This window comes from Bradyrhizobium sp. JYMT SZCCT0428 (genome assembly GCF_018131075.1).
Classification (GTDB): Bacteria; Pseudomonadota; Alphaproteobacteria; order Rhizobiales; family Xanthobacteraceae; genus Bradyrhizobium.
The window spans coordinates 113,104-131,720 of sequence record NZ_JAFCLS010000016.1 but is presented as its reverse complement, the minus strand read 5'-3'; the positions used below and the strand labels follow the sequence as shown (position 1 = coordinate 131,720).

Here is an 18,617-nt window from a genome sequence, read left to right as displayed (position 1 = left end):
GCTTGCGGGGAGAGGTCGGATCGCTCTTGCGATCCGGGTGAGGGGGTACAGGTCCATCAACGAACTCCGAGTTCGCGGATAGAGCCCCTCACCCCGACCCTCTCCCCGCAAGAGCGGGGCGAGGGAGAAGGAAGCTATCCCAACCTCAATTCATCATACCCCTTCGCGGCCACCTCGTCGCACCGCGCGCGGTACGCCGGGGCGCTGCCGCTGTAGCGGGCGATGATGCGGGTTTGTTTGCCTTCGACGTTGGAGTTGATGCCGGTCATCCAGGAATCGATCTCGTTGGACAGCAGCCCGACGCCGAGCGTCTTGACGTGATCGGTCCATGAATCGACACCGGCGGTGGTCGCTTCCAGTCGTGTCAGCTTGTTGTCGTACGCAAAGCGCACCAGCCCGGTCACCCAATCGACGCTGTATTCGATGCTGCGCGGGATGTTGCCGAGCGCCGTGTGCGGCCCCATCAGCATCATCATGTTGGGGAATTCGTGGACCATGATGCCTAGGTAAGTCTGCGGCCCGTGCTTCCATTTTTCCTTCAGCCGCGCGTCATTGACGCCGCGGAAGTCGATCTTGTCGAAGCTGCCGGTGAGCGCGTCGAACCCGGTCGCGTAGATGATGATGTCGAACTCGAATTCCTTCGCGCTGGTCTTGATGCCCGCTTGCGTGATCCGCTCGATCGGTGTCTCCTTGATGTCGACCAGCTCGACATTGCCCTGGTTGTAGACCTCAAAGTAAAACGTCTCCAGCGGCAGTCGCCGTGTGCCGAACCCATGGTTCTTCGGAATCAGCTTCTCGGCGACCTCAGGGTTTTTCACCCGCTGGCGGATTTTCCGTGCGACGAAATCGCTGATCGTCGCGTTCGCCTTGCGGTCGATCAGGATGTCCTTGAAATTCCCCTGCCAGATGCCGAAGCCGCGCTCGCCGTAGAGCCGCTCATAGTTGGCTTCGCGCTCCTCGTCGGACACCTCGAACGCGCCGCGCGTATCAGGCGTGTGGACGAAGCATGCGAAAGTTTCCTGGCAGCGGGCAAATATCTCGGGATAGCCGGCCTTGATTTTCTTCTGCGTCTCGGCGTCGATCTTGCCGTTGTGCAGCGGCGCTGCCCAATTCGCCGTTCGCTGGAACACCGTCAGATGTCCGACCTGGCCGGCGATGGTCTGGATGGTCTGGATGCCGGTTGCGCCGGTGCCGATGACAGCGACGCGCTTGCCGGTGAAATCCACCGGCTCCTTCGGCCAGCGCGCGGTGTGGAACGATGCGCCCTTGAAATCGCCAAGACCTTCGATTCGCGGCAGCGTAGGCGTCGAGAGCGGCCCGATCGCCGTGATCAGGAAGCGCGAGTTGAACCGGCTGCCGTCTTCCAGCGTGATCGTCCAGCTCCGGCTTTCCTCCTCGTAATGGGCGGCCTTGACGCGGCTTTCGAACTGGATGTCCCGGCGCAGATCGAACTTGTCGGCGACGTAGTTGCAGTAGCGCAAAGTTTCCGGCTGGCCTGCAAAATGCTCGGACCAGTCCCATTCCTGCAGCAACTCCTTGGAGAAGGAATAGCCATAGGAATAACTCTCCGAATCGAAGCGTGCTCCGGGATAACGGTTCCAGTACCAGGTGCCGCCGACATTGGTGCCCGCCTCCAGCACGCGCACCCGCAAGCCCAGCTCACGCAGCCGGTAGAGCTGGTACATGCCGGAAAGGCCGGCGCCGATGATGATGACGTCAAGATCCGGAATCGGCGTCGCTCCCATGTATGTCTTTAATATTGTCCCTGGCGCCAAAGCTATCCGCTCTTGCGCCGGTGGACAAACCCCGCCTGGACGCGTGGCAGGGTTGCAGGTTTGCCGCCGGGTGGCCTTACGTGCCTTTACTCATGGCCATATCTGCCCCTATCGTCCGAGGCAGGAGCGCCCGGCAAGCGGCGACGGAAACAGGGGAGGGACACGATGGCCCAGGCGCTGCGCAAGCTGGCCTCGATCGACGTCAGCGATCCCCATTTGTACCAGGACGACAACTGGCGGCCGTTGTTCGCCCAGCTGCGCCGCGACGATCCCGTGCATTATTGCGAGGTCTCACCGTTCGGGCCGTATTGGTCGGTAACGCGCTACGATGATATCTTTACCGTTGAGCTCAACCACGAGAACTATTCGTCGAGCTCGGAACTCGGCGGTATCCAGATCACCGATCAGCCCCTCGGCCAGGAGTTTGCCAACTTCATCCGGATGGATCCGCCGGGCCATACCGCGCATCGCCGCACCGTTGCTCCCATCGTGGCGCCGTCAAACCTCGCCAACCTCGAGGCGCTGATCCGCAAGCGCACGTCCGACGTGCTCGACGCGCTGCCGCGCCACGAGACGTTTGACTGGGTGGCGCGGGTCTCGACCGATCTTACCAACATGATGCTGGCGACGCTGTTCGATTTTCCCTGGGAGGACCGCGAGAGGCTGACCTGGTGGTCCGATGTCGCGATCGCCAATGTCGAAGCATCAGACGCCGTCGTGCATTCGGCGGAGGAACGCATCGCCGAACTCACCAAGATGGGGGAATATTTCCGCAGATTATGGGATGCCCGTGCGAACGCGGCGCCAACCTTCGATTTGATCTCGATGCTGGCGCACTCGCCAGCGACGCAGAATCTGCAGGCACGCGAATTCATCGGGACGATTGCGCTGCTGATCGTCGGCGGCAACGACACCACGCGCAATTCGATGACCGGCGGGCTGATGGCGCTGGTCGAAAATCCCGAGCAGTTCGAACTGGTGCGCAGCCGGCGCGAGTTGATTCCCAGCCTCGTTTCCGAGACCATCCGCTATCAGACGCCGGTGCTGCACATGCGCCGCACCGCGCGCAACGATGTGGAGTTGGCCGGCCGCCGAATTGCAAAAGGCGACAAGGTCGTGATGTGGTACATCTCGGGCAACCGCGACGAGGAAAAGATCGATCGCGCCGACGACTTCATTGTCGATCGCGCCAAACCCCGGCAGCACCTCGCCTTCGGCGCCGGCATCCACCGCTGCGTCGGCGACCGGCTCGCCGAACAGCAAATCCGCATTCTTTGGGAGGAAGTGTTGGCAAGGGACCTTCGTTTTGAGATGGTCGGTCCGCCGCAGCGGCTCTATTCGAATTTCATTCGCGGCATTCGTTCGCTGCCGGTAAGGATTGTGAATTAGGCCGTCATTGCGAGGAGCGTAGCGACGAAGCAATCCATGCTCCCACAAAAAGAAAGAATGGATTGCTTCGCTTCGCTCGCAATGACGGAAGAGAAACCTTCAAGGAACTGGAATGAACGATCCCGTTGACGTCCTGATCATTGGCGCCGGTGCTTCCGGCGCGGCAGTCGCCTGGAGCCTGGCCGATACCAAGATGCACATTCTCTGCCTCGACCAGGGCGGCTGGATGAATTCTTCGGACTATCCGAGCACCGGGCGTGACTGGGAGGCGAAGTTTTATGGCGATTGGTCGACCAGCCCGAACATTCGCGGCCGGCCCGAGGACTACCCGATCAATGACGACAACTCGCCGATCAAAGTGGTGAATTTCAACGGCGTCGGCGGCTCGACGGTGATGTACACCGCGCACTGGCCGCGGCTGCATCCGTCCGATTTCAAGGTGAAGACACTCGACGGCGTCGCCGACGACTGGCCGATCGATTACGACGCGCTGACCCCATTCTTCGAAGAAAACGACCGCATGATGGGCGTGTCGGGGCTATCAGGCGATCCGCGTTCGCCGCTAACGCACCCGCCGATGCCGCCGCAGCCGCTTGGGCTCTCCGGCCCGCTGATCGGCAAGGCCATGAACAAGCTGGGCTGGCACTGGTGGCCGTCAGACACCACGGTCGCGACGATGGACTACGAGGGCAGGGCGCGCTGCATCAATCTCGGCCATTGCACGCCGGCCTGCGCGCAAGGCGCAAAGGCTTCGACCGACATCACCTATTGGCCGCACGCGATCCGCGCCGGCGTTGAGCTGAAAACCCATTGCCGGGTGCGCGAGATCCTGACCAACGAGCACGGCATGGCCTCGGGCGTCGTCTACTACGACAAGGATGGCGTCGAGCAATTCCAGCCGGCCGAGGTGGTGATCATCGCCTGCAACGGCGTCGGCACGCCGCGGCTGCTTCTGAATTCGGTCTCCGGCCGTTTTCCGAACGGGCTCGCCAATTCGTCCGGCTTGGTCGGCAAGAACCTGATGTTCCATCCCTATGCGCAAATCTACGGTTTTGTGAAAGAGCCGACCGACTCTAACCGCGCGCCGCCGACCTGCCTCTGGAGCAAGGAGTTTTACGACACGGACCTCTCGCGCGGCTTCGTACGCGGCTACGGCATCCAGTTCGGCCGCGGCGCAGGGCCGGTGTTCGAAGCCGTCGCGAGCGAGCAGAAGGGCATCTTGCCGTGGGGCGCGGATCACCACCGCGTCTTCCGCAAGCTCAATGGCCATCGGCTCGGGGTCTCGGCGATTTGCGAGGATCTGCCCGAGGAACACAACCGCGTCACGCTCGATCCCGTGCTGAAAGACAGCCATGGCATTCCCGCACCGAAGATCGACTACACCATCAGCGAGAACAGCCGGAAGATGATGGCGCACGGATTAGCGCGGGGTAGGGAGATTCTCGAAGCCGCAGGCGCCACGGACCTCTGCATCAACGACCCGATCCCATGGGGCGGCTGGCATCTGCTCGGCACCGCACGCATGGGTACCGATCCGGCGCGCTCGGTGGTCAACGAATGGGGCCGGTCGCACGATGTGAAGAATCTCTTCATCGTCGACGGCAGCGTGTTCGTGACCTCAGGCGGCGTGAACCCGACCTCGACCATCCAGGCGATCGCGCTCTACGTCGCCGACCAGATGAAACAACGTCTAGCCAATCTCTTCGACTGAGGCCGCCATGTCCGTATCAAATGAACTGACGTCAGCCCAGCGCGACGATCTCCGCATCGTCGCTGCGATGATCGTCCCCGCCAGCGACGAGTACAAGGTGCCCGGCGCGGACGATCCCGCTGTTCAGGCCGACATGCTGGCGACGCTCGGGCGCGACACTGCGCTGGTAGCAGAGGCGCTCAATCACCTCGCGCGGCTTGCCGGCAAGCCGCTCGCCGAGCTTGATCCGGCGCGGCGCGATGCGGTGGCTGAGGAATTCCGCGCATCGGGTGGCGCTGCGGCCGCAACCCTCGTCCGCGTCGTGCTGCAATGCTATTACCGCGACGATCGCGTGCTGCGATCGCTCGGGCTGGAACTCCGCGCGCCGTTCCCGCAAGGTTACACGCTGGAACAGGGCGACTGGTCGCTGCTCGATCCGGTCAAGGCGAAGCCGCCGAATCTGCGGCGGGCCACGTAAGCCTCAGGGCAGGTTTGCGCCAAGGTTGAGGCTCTTGCGTCGAGGTAATCCCGTAACCATCTGACGGGCGAAGGAATTCGCCATGTTGGATTTTTCCCCAGATAACGCCGATGACGGATCGTCATCGCGCGTGACCGAACACGCCCCCGCCAATGACCAGGCCTTGCTGGACGCTTATTCCAACGCCGTGATCGGCGTGACCGAGCGCGTCGGGCCGGCTGTGGTGCGCGTCGAAACCGGCCCCAAAGTACGCACCGCGCGCGAGCGCGGCGGCCTCGGCTCGGGCATCGTGATCTCGCCGGATGGTTTCGTGCTGACCAACAGCCACGTGGTCGGATCGTCGAAAGAAATCCGGTTGCGGGATACCGAAGGGTTTGTCACCGACGCGCATGTGCTTGGCGTCGATCCCGACACTGATCTCGCCTTGCTGCGGGCCGACGGCGCACGGGACCTGCCGTACGCATCGCTAGGCAATTCCAAGAGCCTGCGCCGCGGCCAGCTGGTGGTCGCGATCGGCAATCCCCTGGGGTTTGAATCGACGGTGACCGCGGGTGTGGTGTCGGCGCTGGGACGTTCGATCCGCTCGGTGAGCGGGCGGACCATCGAGGACGTGATCCAGACCGACGCTGCGCTCAATCCCGGCAATTCGGGCGGGCCACTGGTGTCCTCGGCGGCGGAGGTGATCGGGATCAACACCGCGATCATCCAGGGCGCGCAGGGCATCTGTTTTGCGGTCGCCAGCAACACCGCGCAGTTCGTGCTGTCGGAGATCATCCGCCACGGCTATGTCCGACGCGCCTATATCGGCGTGTCCGGCCAGACCGCCCCGATCCTGCGGCGGCACGCGGTGGTGGCCGGCGTCGACAACACGATGGGCGCGCTATTGGCGCAGATCGAGGCTGACAGCCCCGCGGCCCAGGCCGGACTGTTGCCGGGCGACGTCGTGATCAAACTGGACGGCGTCGAGATCAACGGCGTCGACGACCTGATCCGCGCACTCGACCGTGACCGCATCGATCGCAAGCTGGAAATGGACGTGCTCCGCATGGGAAGGTTGCGGGCGGTGGATATTCACCCGGTAGAGCGCAAGCGCGCGGCAAGGCAGTAGTATCAAATCCTCATGGTGAGGAGCGCGTCTTCGCGCGTCTCGAACCATGAGGCCCCAGCCGGGCCTGCATCCTTCGAGACGCGGCCAATCGGCCGCTCCTCAGGATGAGGGGTGAGAGTGAAGCCGAAACTACTCCCTCAACGCCGCCAGCAATTCATCCGGCGCTTCGGCCATCATCATGTGGCCGGCGCCGGCCAGCACCACGACGCGGGCGTTTGGCGTTGCCGCCGCCAGCGTCTTGCCGGCCTTGGCGGGCGTCATCATATCGCGCTCGCCGAGAATGAACGTCGCGGGCACCTTGACCGCCGCTGCTGCCGCGAGCGCGCCCTCGTACGAATTGCAGGCGTTGAGATCGCTGTAGAGCACGCCCGGACGGGTCTGCTGCAGCACGCGCTGCGCGCCCTGATGCATCCACAATCCCGGCGCGAGACTGCCGCCGAGTTCGGCCTTGAAGCCGAGGCCCCAGATCGAGACCATGTCGATGGCATCGGGATTGTTGAACTCCGCGGCCTTGAGCAGATCGGGGCCGACGGTCATCGTCGCCGCCGTTCCGATCAGGCTAAGCCCAGAAACTTTGTCCGGATGCCGCGCCGATGTCTCCAGCGCGATCAGCGATCCCATGGAATGCCCGACCAGTCTTGCCTTGGGCGCGCCGGCCGCATCCAGCAATGCCGCGGTCCAGTCGGCCATGTCTGCGATGGTCGGCAGCGCGTTGCCGGACGAACGGCCATGGCCCGGCAGATCCGGCGCCAGCACGGCATAGCCATGATGGGCGAACCAGCGGCTGTGTAGTGCCCAGGTCGAATGATCAAAACCCGCGCCATGCAGCATCACCACCACGGGCAGCGACGGATCGAACGGACGCCCGCCGGTGGCAACGAAAATATCGGACCCTTTGACTGACAGTTGCATGGCTCACACCTTCTGCGATGCGCGAAGCGCCTGGCCGAGATCGTCGATGATATCTGCCACAGCTTCAATGCCGACCGATAGCCGCACCAGTTCCCCGCCGACGCCGGCGGCCTTGAGTTGCGCCGCGTCCATCTGCTGATGCGTGGTGCTGGCCGGATGGATCACCAGCGTCTTAGCGTCGCCGACATTGGCGAGGTGGCTGACCATGCGCAGCGTCTCGATGAACTTCTTGCCCGCGGGACGGCCGCCCTTGATGCCGAAGCTCACGATCGAGCCGGCGCCCTTCGGCAACAGCCGCAATGCGAGTTGGTGGTCGGGATGATTTTCCAGCGCGGGATGCAGCACCCACTCCACCGCCTTGTTGGACTTCAGGAATTCCAGCACCGTGAGCGTATTGCTCATGTGGCGTTCCATGCGCACGCCCAGCGTCTCGACGCCCTGCAGCAGCTGGAATGCATTGGTCGGCGACAGGCACGCGCCGAAATCGCGCAGGCCCTCGGTGCGGGCGCGCATGATGAAGGCGGCCTGGCCGAACTGCTCGTCGAAGACGATGCCGTGATAGCCGGCATAGGGCTCGGTCAGGACAGGGAATTTTCCGGAGTCATGCCAATCAAAATGACCGCCATCGACAATGACGCCGCCGATCGCGATGCCGTGGCCGCCGATCCATTTGGTCGCCGAGTTCATCACGATGTCGGCGCCAAGCTCGATCGGCCGGCTGAGAAACGGCGTCGCAAAGGTGTTGTCGATCAACAGCGGGATTTTGGCGTCATGGGCGATTTCCGCGACCGCCGGAATATCCAGCACCTCGAGGCCGGGATTGCCGATGGTCTCGCCGATCACGAGCTTTGTGTTCGGCTTGATCGCGTCGCGGAACTCGTCGAGCGCGCGCGGTTTAACGAATGTCGTGGTGATGCCGAAGCGCGGCAACGTGTGCGCCAGCAAATTGATGGTGCCGCCATAGAGCGAGGAGGAGGCGACGATATGGTCGCCGGCGTTGAGCAGGGTGGCGATCGCCAGATGAAGCGCGGCCATGCCGCTCGCGGTGCAGATCGCGCCGACGCCGGCTTCCAGCGCCGCAAGCCGCTCTTCGAGCACCGCGGTCGTCGGATTGGAAATGCGAGTGTAGATATGTCCGGCGCGTTCGAGGTTGAACAACGCGGCGGCGTGGTCGGAATCCTGGAACACGTAGGACGTGGTCTGATAGATCGGCACCGCGCGGGCGCCGGTGACGGGGTCCGGGCGCTGGCCGGCATGCAGGCTCAGGGTTTCAAAGGCAGGCGGCTTGGGTGCGGGCATGCGGGCCTCGTCGAATCGTTTGGGTGGCCAGGGAGTGTTGCTGGTTCAGACGTGCACGGCGGCGCGGACGCGGCCGGCATTTCCGAACACGCGTATATATCGCTCGACCTCGGACGGCGAGCCTGTCGCCTTTTCCGGATTGTCCGACAGTTTGACGGCCGGCCGTCCATCCACCGACGTCACCTTGCAGACGATCGAGATCGGATCGAGATCGGCCGATCCGTCCGGCGCGCAGCCGACGAAATCGTTGGTGAGGTTGGTGCCCCAGCCGAAGCTGACGCGGACCCGCCCGGTAAAATGCCGATAGGTTTCTTCGATTGAGCCGACGTCCATGCCGTCGGAGAACACCAGCAGTTTCTCCCGGGGATCACGGCCCTTCTGCTTCCACCACTTGATGATGTCTTCGCCGGCCGCGATCGGCGGCGCGCTGTCGGGGCGAAAGCCGGTCCAGTCGGCGACCCAGTCCGGCGCATCGCGCAGGAACGGCTTGGTGCCGAAGGCGTCGGGCAGCGCAATCAGCAAATTGCCGCCATAGGTATGGCGCCATTGATCGAGGATGCGATAGGGCGCCCAGCGCAGCTCGGTATCGTCATTCGCAAGGGCCGCTGCAACCATCGGCAATTCATGCGCATTGGTGCCGATGGCTTCGAGATCATTGTCCATCGCGAGCAGCACGTTGGAGGTGCCGGTGAAGGAGGATCCGAGGCCTTCCTTGACCGCCTCGACGCACCAGCGCTGCCACAGAAAACCGTGGCGGCGGCGGGTGCCGAAGTCGGACAGCCGCAAGCCCTCGAGTTTGCGCAGCCGCTCGACCTTGGTCCAGAGTTTTGCCTTGGCGCGGGCATAGAGCACGTCGAGCGCGAACCGCCCCTGTCCCTTCAGCGCCTGGCGCGAGCGCAGTTCGTTCATGATCGCGAGCGCCGGGATTTCCCACATCGTGGTGTGCGTCCACGGCCCGTGGAAGTGCAGTTCATACTGGCCGTCCACCTTCCGCAGCTCGTATTCGGGCAGACGAAAATTGGCGAGCCAGTTGATGAAGTCCGGGGAGAACATCTGGGTCTTGCCGTAGAACGTATTACCGGCGAGCCAGATCAATTCCTTCTTGGTGAAGCGGATGGTGCGGGCGTGGTCGAGCTGGGCGCGCAACTCGCCCTCGTCGATGGTTTCGGCCAGCCGCACATGCTTGCTGCGGTTGATCACCGAAAACGTCACCTGCTGATCCGGGTAAAACTCCCGAATCATTTGCAGCATCAGCAGCTTGTAAAAGTCGGTATCCAGCAGGCTGCGCACGATCGGATCGAGCCGCCAGCCGTGGTTGTAGGTCCGGGATGCAATATCTGTGACTGCCATGCCGGAACTCTATCGCGCCCGCGGCGGCCCAACCAGTGGGTTTTGACGGCGGCATGGCAGCTCAGCGCGCCATTTCCTGCCGGATTCGCCCAACGGTTGCGTGGATATCGCCCCATCCCGGCCGATCCGGGGCAAATTGTCGCCGCAGGTAAGCGGCGAGTTCAGCGACCTGGCCGTCGGTCAGGCTGTCCTTGAAGGCGGGCATATAGCCGAGGTCGCTGGTCACGGGGGCTTTGATGCCGTGCAGGATCACCTGGATCAGATTGTCGGGCACGGCGCTGTGCAGGTTGCTGTTCAGCGCCAGCGACGGCCGGCTGCCGAACAAGGGCGCGCCGCCGACCTCGTGGCAGACCGCGCAAGCGCCCTGATAGATCCGCGCGCCGACGCTGGAGGCCGCAACAAGCCTGGTGCTGGTCGCGGCCTCGAGCTTGGCGGCGAGCGCGTCCTGCGCGGGCTTGTCGGGAGCGGTCTCGTTGAACGAGCCGAGATAGACCGCCATGGCTCGGATGTCCTGATCGGGGAGTGCAGCGAGTTCCTTCACGACGGGTGCCATCGGCCCCGCGGCGACGCCGTGCAAGCGCGACTCGCCGGTTCTCAAATAGGCGTAGAGCTCATCCTCGCTCCAGGGGATCGGCGCTTGCGACAGCGCCGTCAGGGCAGGTGCCTCCCAGCCTTCCGCGAAGCCACCGGCGAGGTAGGCGCTTTGCCTTTCCGCACCCAGCGCGTTGCGCGGCGAATGGCAGGCGCTGCAATGGCCGAGGCCCTCGACCAGATAGGCGCCGCGATTCCATAAGTCTGATTTGCTCGCATCCGCCTGGAATGGTTTTGGCTGGTGGAATAGCGCGTTCCATCCGGCCAGCAGCGGGCGGATGTTGAACGGGAACGCCAGCTTGTTTTCCGGATTTTCCGCGCGCACCGGCGATTGCGCCATGAGGTAAGCGTAGAGCGCCTGCAGGTCGGCATCGGTCGTCTTCGCGAAATGCGTGTAGGGAAACGCCGGATAGAGATGCCGCCCGTCGCGGTGAATGCCCTCGCGCATGGACCGCTCGAAGGCGGGATAGGACCACGCGCCGATGCCGGTTTCGACGTCGGGCGTGATGTTGGTGCTGTAGATGGTGCCGAACGGCGTTTCCAGCGGCCGGCCGCCGGCATTGAGCAGGCCATTGATGCTGGTGTGGCAGACCGCGCAGTCGCCGAGCGCGGCGAGTTGCTGGCCGCGTGCGATGGTCGCCGCCGAATAGACCGACGCATCCGGCCGCGCGATCGGCGCAATCGCACGCCACGGCAGAACGGCGGCGCCGATGCCGACCACCGCTGCGCATAATGCCGCCGCCGTCGCCAGCAAGCCGCGTCGCCCGGCAAACGGGTTTTGCCATTTGCCGAGATCAGGTGCGGGCTGCGGCGCAGGCAATGCCTCAGGCACCACTGTCGCTTCGCCGTGTAATCCCCGCAAAATGCGCTCCGGCGTAAACGGCAATTCGCGAAACCGTACGCCGGTTGCATCATAGATCGCGTTGGCAATGGCCGCAGCGCTCGGCACCGAAGCGGACTCGCCGACGCCGAGCGGTGGCTGGTCTTGCCGCGGCAGCATCAGCACGTCGATCTTGGGCACGTCGGGGAATTTGATGATGGGGTAGGCGCCCCATTCGCGCGCCGTCACCTGTGCGCGGTCGAACGAGACTTCCTCCATCAGCGCGCGGCTGGTCGACTGGATCACGTTGCCGTGGATCTGGTGACGCACTCCTTCCGGGTTGATCATCAGCCCGGAATCCTGGCCCGCGACCACGCGGGTGACGCTGACATCGCCGGTTGCCTTGTTGACCGCGACGTCGGCGATCCATGCCGACCACGCCGCGCCATAGCCCGGGAATTTGCTGTGCACATAGAGCGCATAGGCAAAGCCACGGCCGCGCACGATGTCGCCCTCGGCTTCCGGTTCCTGTCGCACCGGCCGTGGTTTCCACCCCGCGCGCTCGGCGACCGCATTGACGAGATCGACGGCGCGCGCATCCTTCAGGTAGCGCAGGCGATATTCGATCGGATCGACGCCGGCTTCAGCGGCGAGTTCGTCGATGTAGGATTCATGCGCGAACGTGTTCGGCAGCGCCGAGACGCCGCGAAACCAGGAGGCGCGCACGATCGGCGGCATGTCATGCGCGACCACGCGCATGTTCTCGTAGTCATAAGGCGGGATCGCGGTACGGTCGCCCATCTCGAACACGGCGGGCTCCGGCGCGATCCGCCCGGTGAGCAACAGTGCCAGCGTCGGCGCGCCGTTCGAGGGATAGCGCGTTGAAAAATCATAGGCGGCGGCGCTGCCGTCGGCGTTCAGCCCGCCATTGACGTCCATCAATTGCCCTGTGCCCTTCGGCTCCCAGGCGTGTTCCTGCTCGCGCGTCAACTGCACGCGGACGGGACGGCCGACGGCGCGCGACAGCAATAGCGCATCGGCTGACACGTCGTCGGCGCAGTTGCGGCCATAGCAGCCGGCGGCCTCCATCCTGACAACATCGATCTCGGCTTCCGGTCGTTCGATCAGCAACGCGAGGTCGACGCGCAGGATGTGCGGGTTCTGCGTGCCGGACCACACCCGGACCGCGCCGTCCTGATAATCGGCGACCGCGCAGGAGGGGCCGATCGATCCGTGCATCTGATACGGCCAGACATAGGTGCGCGCCATCGGCTTGGCCGCGGACGCGATGGCGGCATCGACGTCGCCCTTGTCGATCAGCGTCCGCGGCGTCGATGGATTGGCGCGCAGCGCCGTTTGCAGATCGCCAAGGTCAGGCAATGTCGGCACCGGCTTCCAGCTCACCTTGAGCTGCGCCGCGGCTTTGATCGCGTTCTCCTCGCGCTCGGCAACCACGCCAATGAAATCGCCGATCCTCACCACGGCAACCAGCCCCGAAATATCGCGCACCGAGGCTTCATCGACCGCGATCAGGCTGGTGCCGACGAACGGGCCGGCGTCGATGCCGGCATAAGGCGGCCGAACGACGCGGCCATGCAGCATGTCGGGCAGGCGCATGTCGTGAACGTAAACCAGTTCGCCGGTGGCCTTCGCCGGCAGGTCCACGCGGGGCACCGATTGTCCGACGATGGAATAGGCGCTGACGTCCTTCACCGTTACATCTTCGGTGAGTTCGAGCCGAATGATCTCGCCGGCAATCAATTCGCCATAACTGACGGTGCGGTTGTCCTTGCCACGGATCAGCCCGTCTTCGATGTTGAGATCACTGGCCGCTACCTCCAGCCGTTCCGCCGCACGCGCGATCAAAAATTGTCGCGCCTGGGCCGCGGCCTTGCGCAGCGGCACCGCGGTGATCTGGATGGTTTCGCTGGCGATCGTCGCGCCCTGGTTGGGTACAACAGAGGTATCGCCGAGCACGACCACGACGCGGGCAAAGGACACGTTGAGTTCCTCGGCGACGATCTGTCCGAGGGCGGTGCGGATGCCGGTGCCGAGATCGACATGGCCGTTATAGGCGGTGACCGAACCATCAGCGGTGATCTTGATGAAGGTTTCGAACGCGCCCGTCTCTGTCGGACGAACGACCGACAGCGATCCCGGCGCTTCGCTGCTCGCTGGAGTCTCCGGCGTTGCCATCAGTCGCGGGCCTCGACGGCGTGGCCCGCGGCACGCATCGCGGCGCGGATGATCTCGATATGCGCTCCGCAGCGGCACAAATTGTAGCGCAGCGCTTCCAGCACTTCGGCTTCGGAAGGATGCGCGTTGCGCATCAGCAGCGCCTTGGTGCTGATGATCATGCCGTTCAGGCAGTAGCCGCATTGCGCGGCCTGCTCGCGGATGAAGGCTTCCTGAACCAGATCGGGATGCTCGCGCGAGCCGAGGCCTTCGAGCGTCACAATGTCGCGCCCGGCGCAGCCTTCAATCGGGATCACGCAGGAACGCGCCGCCTCGCCATCGATCAGCACGGCGCAGGCGCCGCACTCGCCGAGCCCGCAGCCATATTTTGGTCCGTTCAGCGCGAGGTCGTTGCGCAGCACATAGAGCAATGCGGTGTCGGGCGCGGCGTCGACATCGCAGCTTTTGCCGTTGACGGTCAGGCGCATCGTGCTCTGCGTCATGCTCTGCGCCTTGATCCCCAAGAAACCCTAAGTCCGATTGCGCTGCAAAATATCGTGCGGAATGTGTTTCGAAGATACCGTTTGTATACAAACGTGCAAGCCGTGCGTTCCGCGAGCCGACTGCCGCCCACTTTATAAACAACGGCACGAGGCAAATGAGTTTTTATGCGGCAACCGCGCTTTTTCGCTGTTCCGCCCGCTTGACAGGGTTTCAGTCCGCGCGCAACATCGTTCGTATACGAACAATGATCGCTCCCGCGGGAATGCGGGTATGATCGGCGCCTCCCAGCGAGCAGGCTTGTTCACGATGACGGATACAACGACTGCCGGTGGCGACAAGATCCGCTGCGATGCCTGTCCGGTGATGTGCTACATCAAGCCGGGCGCGGCGGGCGCGTGCGATCGCTACGCCAATCACGATGGCGTACTGGTGCGCGTCGATCCGCATATCGTGCTGGAGCGAACCGTGTCGCACGGCGGACGGCTGGTGCCGTTCCAGGCCGGCGGCGGCGATTGGGACGGCAAGCTCGTCCGTGAGCCCAATGTATTCGTGACCGCAATCGGCGCCGGCACGACGTACCCCGATTACAAGCCCGCGCCCTTCATCGTGTCGTCTGAGGTCGACGGCATCGACATGGTCACGGTCGTGACCGAGGGTATTTTCAGCTATTGCGGCGTCAAGGTGAAGATCGACACCGATCGCCATCTCGGCCCCGAGACCGCGACCGTCCGCGCGCAGGGCGAGGCGATCGGTCATGTCACGACAGGCGAATATGGTTCGCAGATGCTGTCGCTCGGTGGCGTGCATCATCTCACCGGCGGTTCCAAGAAAGAGGGGCGCGTCACCTGCGACGCGCTGATGGACCTCTCCAATTGCAAGCCGGTCGAACTGACCATCGATGGCGGCGCCACCGTGGTGGTGCAGGCCGGGTATCCGCCTGTCGTCAACGGCGTCGCGGAAGAGCGGATGCGGGTCGGCTGCGGCTCGGCCACGATCGGCATGTTCGCCAAGCAATGGCACGGCAAGGTCGATGAGGTCGTGGTGGTGGACGACCACATCACCGGCGTTCTCTCGGAACATCAGGCCGGCAAACTGCTCGATATTCCCGATACCGGGATCAAGATGAAGGGGCGGCGTTCGACGCCGGGCCGTTATTTCCAGGTCGCCGAGCCCGGCACCGGCTGGGGCGGCACCAAGATTTCCGATCCCTTGTCGGTGCTGGGCCCGTTCAATCCAAAGGAGGCCCGCCCGGGCCTGACCATGCTGATGGTGTCGACTACCGGCGAGCATGCGGCTTATTACGTGCTCGACGAGGCGCTCAGGCCGGTTGCGACGCAGATGCCGCTTGATCTGAAGCTTTCGGTCGAGCGCATCCAGGAAAATTGCGAACCGGCGCTATGCACGGTGTTGTTCATGGGCGGCGCCGGCGGCTCGCTGCGCGCCGGAGTCACCGACAACCCGGTGCGGCTGACGCGGTCGGTCAAGGACGCGCTGACGCGGGTCACCAGCGGCGGCGCGCCGGTCTATGTCTGGCCCGGCGGCGGTATCACCTTCATGGTCGATGTCACGCAGATGCCGGCCGGCGCCTTCGGTTATGTGCCGACGCCTGCCTTGGTGGCGCCGATCGAGTTCACGCTGCGGCTGTCGGACTATGCGGCGCTGGGCGGCCACATGGATTACGTCCGTCCGTTGGCTTCGCTCAAGGACAACACCGAAGTTCGCCCGATGCCCTACATTCCGGGACGGCACGCATGAAACGCCTCCCGCAAATAGCGCTTCTTCCTGACGGCAAGCGGCTGCATTTGCAGGACGGTCCGATCGATCTGATCATCGAGGCCAAGGGGCAGGAGGCGGAGGTCCGCGCCGCCTATGACGCTGCGGCGCGGCGCTTTATCGGTCTGCTTGATGAACTCTGCGAGGAATTGACGACGCTGCGCCAGGCGGCTTATCCGGCGCGGTGCACGCTGCAAGGCGTCGTCGCGCGCCGCATGCACGCGGCGGTGGCGCCGTTTGCGTCAGGTCATTTCATCACGCCGATGGCGGCGGTAGCGGGCTCCGTCGCCGAAGAGATTCTCGGCGCGATGCTGGGCGCGGCGCGTCTCGATCGCGCCTATGTCAATAATGGTGGTGATATTGCGCTGCATCTGACCGGCGGCGAACAATTCACCGTCGGCCTGATGGACCGGCCGAACCGGCGTGGCCTGATGCGCACGATGATCGTCGATGCCGACGGCCCGGTCCGGGGCGTCGCGACCAGCGGGCGCCATGGCCGCAGTTTCTCGCTCGGCATCGCAGACGCCGTCACTGTGTTGGCACGAACGGCCTCAATGGCCGATGCCGCCGCGACCATCATCGCCAATGCTCTGGATCTGCCCGATCACCCCGCGATTGTCCGCTGTCCGGCCAATGAATTGCAGCCCGACAGCGATCTCGGCACCCGCTTAGTTACCCGCGATGTCGGGCCGTTAACCGAAGGTGAGGTTGAGGTCGCGTTGGGGGCAGGGATTGCCTGCGCCCAGAAGTTATTGGCTGCCGGATTGATCGAAGGCGCGGCGTTACGTCTGCTTGGCGAAACGCTCGTGGTCGGAACTACTGGTGGCCAGGCGCCTGCGTTGCATGCCCATCACGGAAGCGCGATAGAAAGTGCAGTTCATGCTTGAGCGGGAAAAAGGCCAATGAGCGCCATCATTCGCAAGATCGTCACGGTGGTCGAGGAAACCCATCTGGAGATGGGAAAGACAATCGCGCCGCCGACACGGCGTGCCGCGGCGATCGCCGTGATCGAAAACCCGTTTGCCGGAAAATATGTCGAAGACCTCTCACCCTTGATCGCGATCGGGGAGGAACTCGGCGAATTGCTGTCGAAGCGGGCGGTGGCAGCCCTCGGGATCGATGGCGCCAAGGCACAGAGCTACGGCAAGGCCGCAGCGGTCGGTGAAAACGGCGAGCTCGAGCACGCGGCCGCGATCCTGCACCCGAAGATGGGCGCGCCGGTGCGCAAGGTGCTGAGTAAGGGCGCGGCGCTGATTCCGTCCTCGAAGAAGCGCAGCGGTCCGGGCACCACGCTGGATATTCCGCTCGGCCACAAGGACGCGGCCTTCGTGCGCAGTCATTTCGACGGCATGGAAGTGCAGATCAACGACGCCCCGCGTGCCAACGAGATCATGGTCGCGGTTGCCGTCACCGACAGCGGCAGGCCGCTGCCGCGGGTCGGCGGATTGACGGTTGCTGAAGTCAAAGGTGAAGACGGATTAAGATAGTTTCTTCAACATTGGAGGGTGAGGGTATGCGACGAAGTTATTTGCTGGGAGCGGGATTGGCGATCGCGGTTGTGGGCTTGGCGAATTCAGCTATGGCCCAGAGCGGAGAGATCAAGATCGGCGAGATCAACAGCTATTCGCTGCTGCCCGCCTTCACCGAACCCTACCGCAAGGGCTGGCAGCTCGCGGTTGAGGAGGTCAACGCCGCCGGCGGCATCAACGGCAAGAAGCTCGTCGTCATCTCCAAGGACGATGGCGGCAAGCCGGCCGACGCACAGACCGCGGCCAACGAACTGGTGTCGAGCGAGAACGTCGCGATGCTGACCGGCACCTTCCTGTCCAACATCGGTCTTGCCGTCAGCGATTTTGCAAATCAGAAGAAGGTGTTTTTTCTCGCAGCCGAACCGCTGACCGACGCCATCACCTGGTCGAAGGGCAATCGCTACACGTTCCGGCTGCGTCCTTCCAACTACATGCAGGCGGCGATGCTGGTGGAAGAAGCCGCCAAGCTGCCGGCAAAACGCTGGGCCACGATCGCGCCGAACTATGAATACGGCCAGTCGGCGGTTGCCGTGTTCAAGAAGCTGATGTCGGAGAAGCGCCCCGATATCGTCTGGGTTGACGAGCAGTGGCCGCCGCAGGGCAAGATCGACGCGGGTCCGGTGGTGCAGGCCGTTGCCGCCGCCAATCCCGAAGCGATCCTCAACGTCACCTTCGGTGCGGATCTCGTAAAGCTGGTCCGCGAGGGCAATACGCGAGGCCTGTTCAAGGGGCGCTCGGTGGTGTCCTTCCTCACCGGCGAGCCGGAATATCTCGATCCGCTGAAGGACGAAACGCCTGAAGGATGGATCGTCACGGGTTACCCCTGGTACGACATCAAGACACCTGATCACGACAAGTTCCTGAAAGCCTATCAGGCCAAGTTCAACGACTATCCGCGCCTCGGCTCGATCGTCGGCTACCAGACGATCAAGGCGGCTGCAGCGATCCTCGCCAAAGCAAACTCGACCGATCCGGAGAAGCTGATCGCCGCAACCGAAGGGCTGTCGATGCCGTCACCGTTCGGCGAGATCACCTTCCGCAAGATCGATCACCAGTCGACGCTCGGTGCTTATGTCGGCAAGACCGCGCTGAAGGACGGCAAGGGGGTGATGGTGAACTCGGTCTATCGCAAGGGCACGGATTATCTCCCTGGTGATGCCGAAGTCGAAAAGCTTCGTCCGAAGGATTGAGGGCCGTGATCCTCTCCCTCTCCCCGCTCTTCGC

The 18,617-nt window shown here is 63.7% G+C and carries 14 protein-coding genes; 8 read left to right on the top strand and 6 right to left on the bottom strand.

The features are described 5' to 3' along the window. Positions 1 to 134 precede the first annotated feature (134 nt). Positions 135 to 1,745 carry an NAD(P)/FAD-dependent oxidoreductase gene (locus JQ575_RS18455; RefSeq protein WP_212034636.1) on the bottom strand — a complete coding sequence of 537 codons (1,611 nt, stop codon included), beginning with the start codon at positions 1,743 to 1,745 and terminating at the stop codon, positions 135 to 137. Positions 1,746 to 1,940: 195 nt separating this feature from the next. Between JQ575_RS18455 and JQ575_RS18450 the strand changes: the two genes are divergently transcribed. The 4 genes from JQ575_RS18450 to JQ575_RS18435 all read left to right on the top strand — a co-directional run bounded on the left by JQ575_RS18450 (position 1,941) and on the right by JQ575_RS18435 (position 6,440). Further along, positions 1,941 to 3,164 carry a cytochrome P450 gene (locus JQ575_RS18450; RefSeq protein ID WP_212034635.1) on the top strand — a complete coding sequence of 408 codons (1,224 nt, stop codon included), beginning with the start codon at positions 1,941 to 1,943 and terminating at the stop codon, positions 3,162 to 3,164. Between the two features lie 112 nt (positions 3,165 to 3,276). Further along, on the top strand, positions 3,277 to 4,875 hold the full coding sequence (locus JQ575_RS18445) for a GMC family oxidoreductase (RefSeq protein WP_212034634.1): 1,599 nt from the start codon (positions 3,277 to 3,279) through the stop codon (positions 4,873 to 4,875). A 7-nt stretch (positions 4,876 to 4,882) separates the two neighbouring features. Next, positions 4,883 to 5,332: a hypothetical protein gene (locus JQ575_RS18440; RefSeq protein ID WP_212034633.1), complete on the top strand. Its 450-nt coding sequence runs from the start codon at positions 4,883 to 4,885 to the stop codon at positions 5,330 to 5,332. An 82-nt stretch (positions 5,333 to 5,414) separates the two neighbouring features. Further along, complete coding sequence (locus JQ575_RS18435) at positions 5,415 to 6,440, top strand: S1C family serine protease (protein ID WP_212034632.1); 1,026 nt, start codon at positions 5,415 to 5,417, stop codon at positions 6,438 to 6,440. Positions 6,441 to 6,569: 129 nt separating this feature from the next. On the opposite strand, the gene JQ575_RS18430 is transcribed toward JQ575_RS18435, so the two are convergent. The 5 genes from JQ575_RS18430 to JQ575_RS18410 form a co-directional block, all read right to left on the bottom strand. Then, a complete protein-coding gene (locus JQ575_RS18430) occupies positions 6,570 to 7,352 on the bottom strand; it encodes an alpha/beta fold hydrolase (protein ID WP_212034631.1) in 783 nt (260 codons plus the stop codon). Positions 7,353 to 7,355: 3 nt separating this feature from the next. Then, positions 7,356 to 8,651, bottom strand: coding sequence for an O-acetylhomoserine aminocarboxypropyltransferase (locus JQ575_RS18425; protein WP_212034630.1), 1,296 nt, complete (start codon positions 8,649 to 8,651; stop codon positions 7,356 to 7,358). Between the two features lie 45 nt (positions 8,652 to 8,696). After that, positions 8,697 to 10,001, bottom strand: coding sequence for a nicotinate phosphoribosyltransferase (gene pncB, locus JQ575_RS18420; RefSeq protein WP_212034629.1), 1,305 nt, complete (start codon positions 9,999 to 10,001; stop codon positions 8,697 to 8,699). A gap of 61 nt (positions 10,002 to 10,062) precedes the next feature. After that, positions 10,063 to 13,608, bottom strand: a complete 3,546-nt coding sequence (locus tag JQ575_RS18415) for a molybdopterin cofactor-binding domain-containing protein (RefSeq protein WP_212034628.1) — start codon at positions 13,606 to 13,608, stop codon at positions 10,063 to 10,065. Next, positions 13,608 to 14,090, bottom strand: coding sequence for a (2Fe-2S)-binding protein (locus JQ575_RS18410; RefSeq protein WP_212034627.1), 483 nt, complete (start codon positions 14,088 to 14,090; stop codon positions 13,608 to 13,610). The genes JQ575_RS18415 and JQ575_RS18410 overlap by 1 nt, the downstream gene beginning before the upstream one ends. Before the next feature lie 307 nt (positions 14,091 to 14,397). Here JQ575_RS18410 and JQ575_RS18405 point away from each other — a divergent pair, with 307 nt between their 5' ends. Genes JQ575_RS18405 through JQ575_RS18390 form a run of 4 tightly spaced genes read left to right on the top strand, consistent with a single transcriptional unit; the run spans position 14,398 to position 18,583 of the window. Continuing rightward, positions 14,398 to 15,846 (top strand): 6-hydroxynicotinate reductase, encoded by a 1,449-nt coding sequence (locus tag JQ575_RS18405; protein ID WP_212034626.1) that lies wholly within the window; start codon positions 14,398 to 14,400, stop codon positions 15,844 to 15,846. Continuing rightward, entirely contained in the window at positions 15,843 to 16,751 is a 909-nt protein-coding gene (locus tag JQ575_RS18400) for a UPF0280 family protein (protein ID WP_212034625.1), read from the top strand. The genes JQ575_RS18405 and JQ575_RS18400 overlap by 4 nt, the downstream gene beginning before the upstream one ends. Before the next feature lie 15 nt (positions 16,752 to 16,766). Next, positions 16,767 to 17,351 (top strand): amino acid synthesis family protein, encoded by a 585-nt coding sequence (locus tag JQ575_RS18395; protein WP_192734881.1) that lies wholly within the window; start codon positions 16,767 to 16,769, stop codon positions 17,349 to 17,351. A 26-nt stretch (positions 17,352 to 17,377) separates the two neighbouring features. Continuing rightward, positions 17,378 to 18,583: an ABC transporter substrate-binding protein gene (locus tag JQ575_RS18390; protein ID WP_212034624.1), complete on the top strand. Its 1,206-nt coding sequence runs from the start codon at positions 17,378 to 17,380 to the stop codon at positions 18,581 to 18,583. The last annotated feature ends 34 nt before the right edge of the window (positions 18,584 to 18,617 follow it).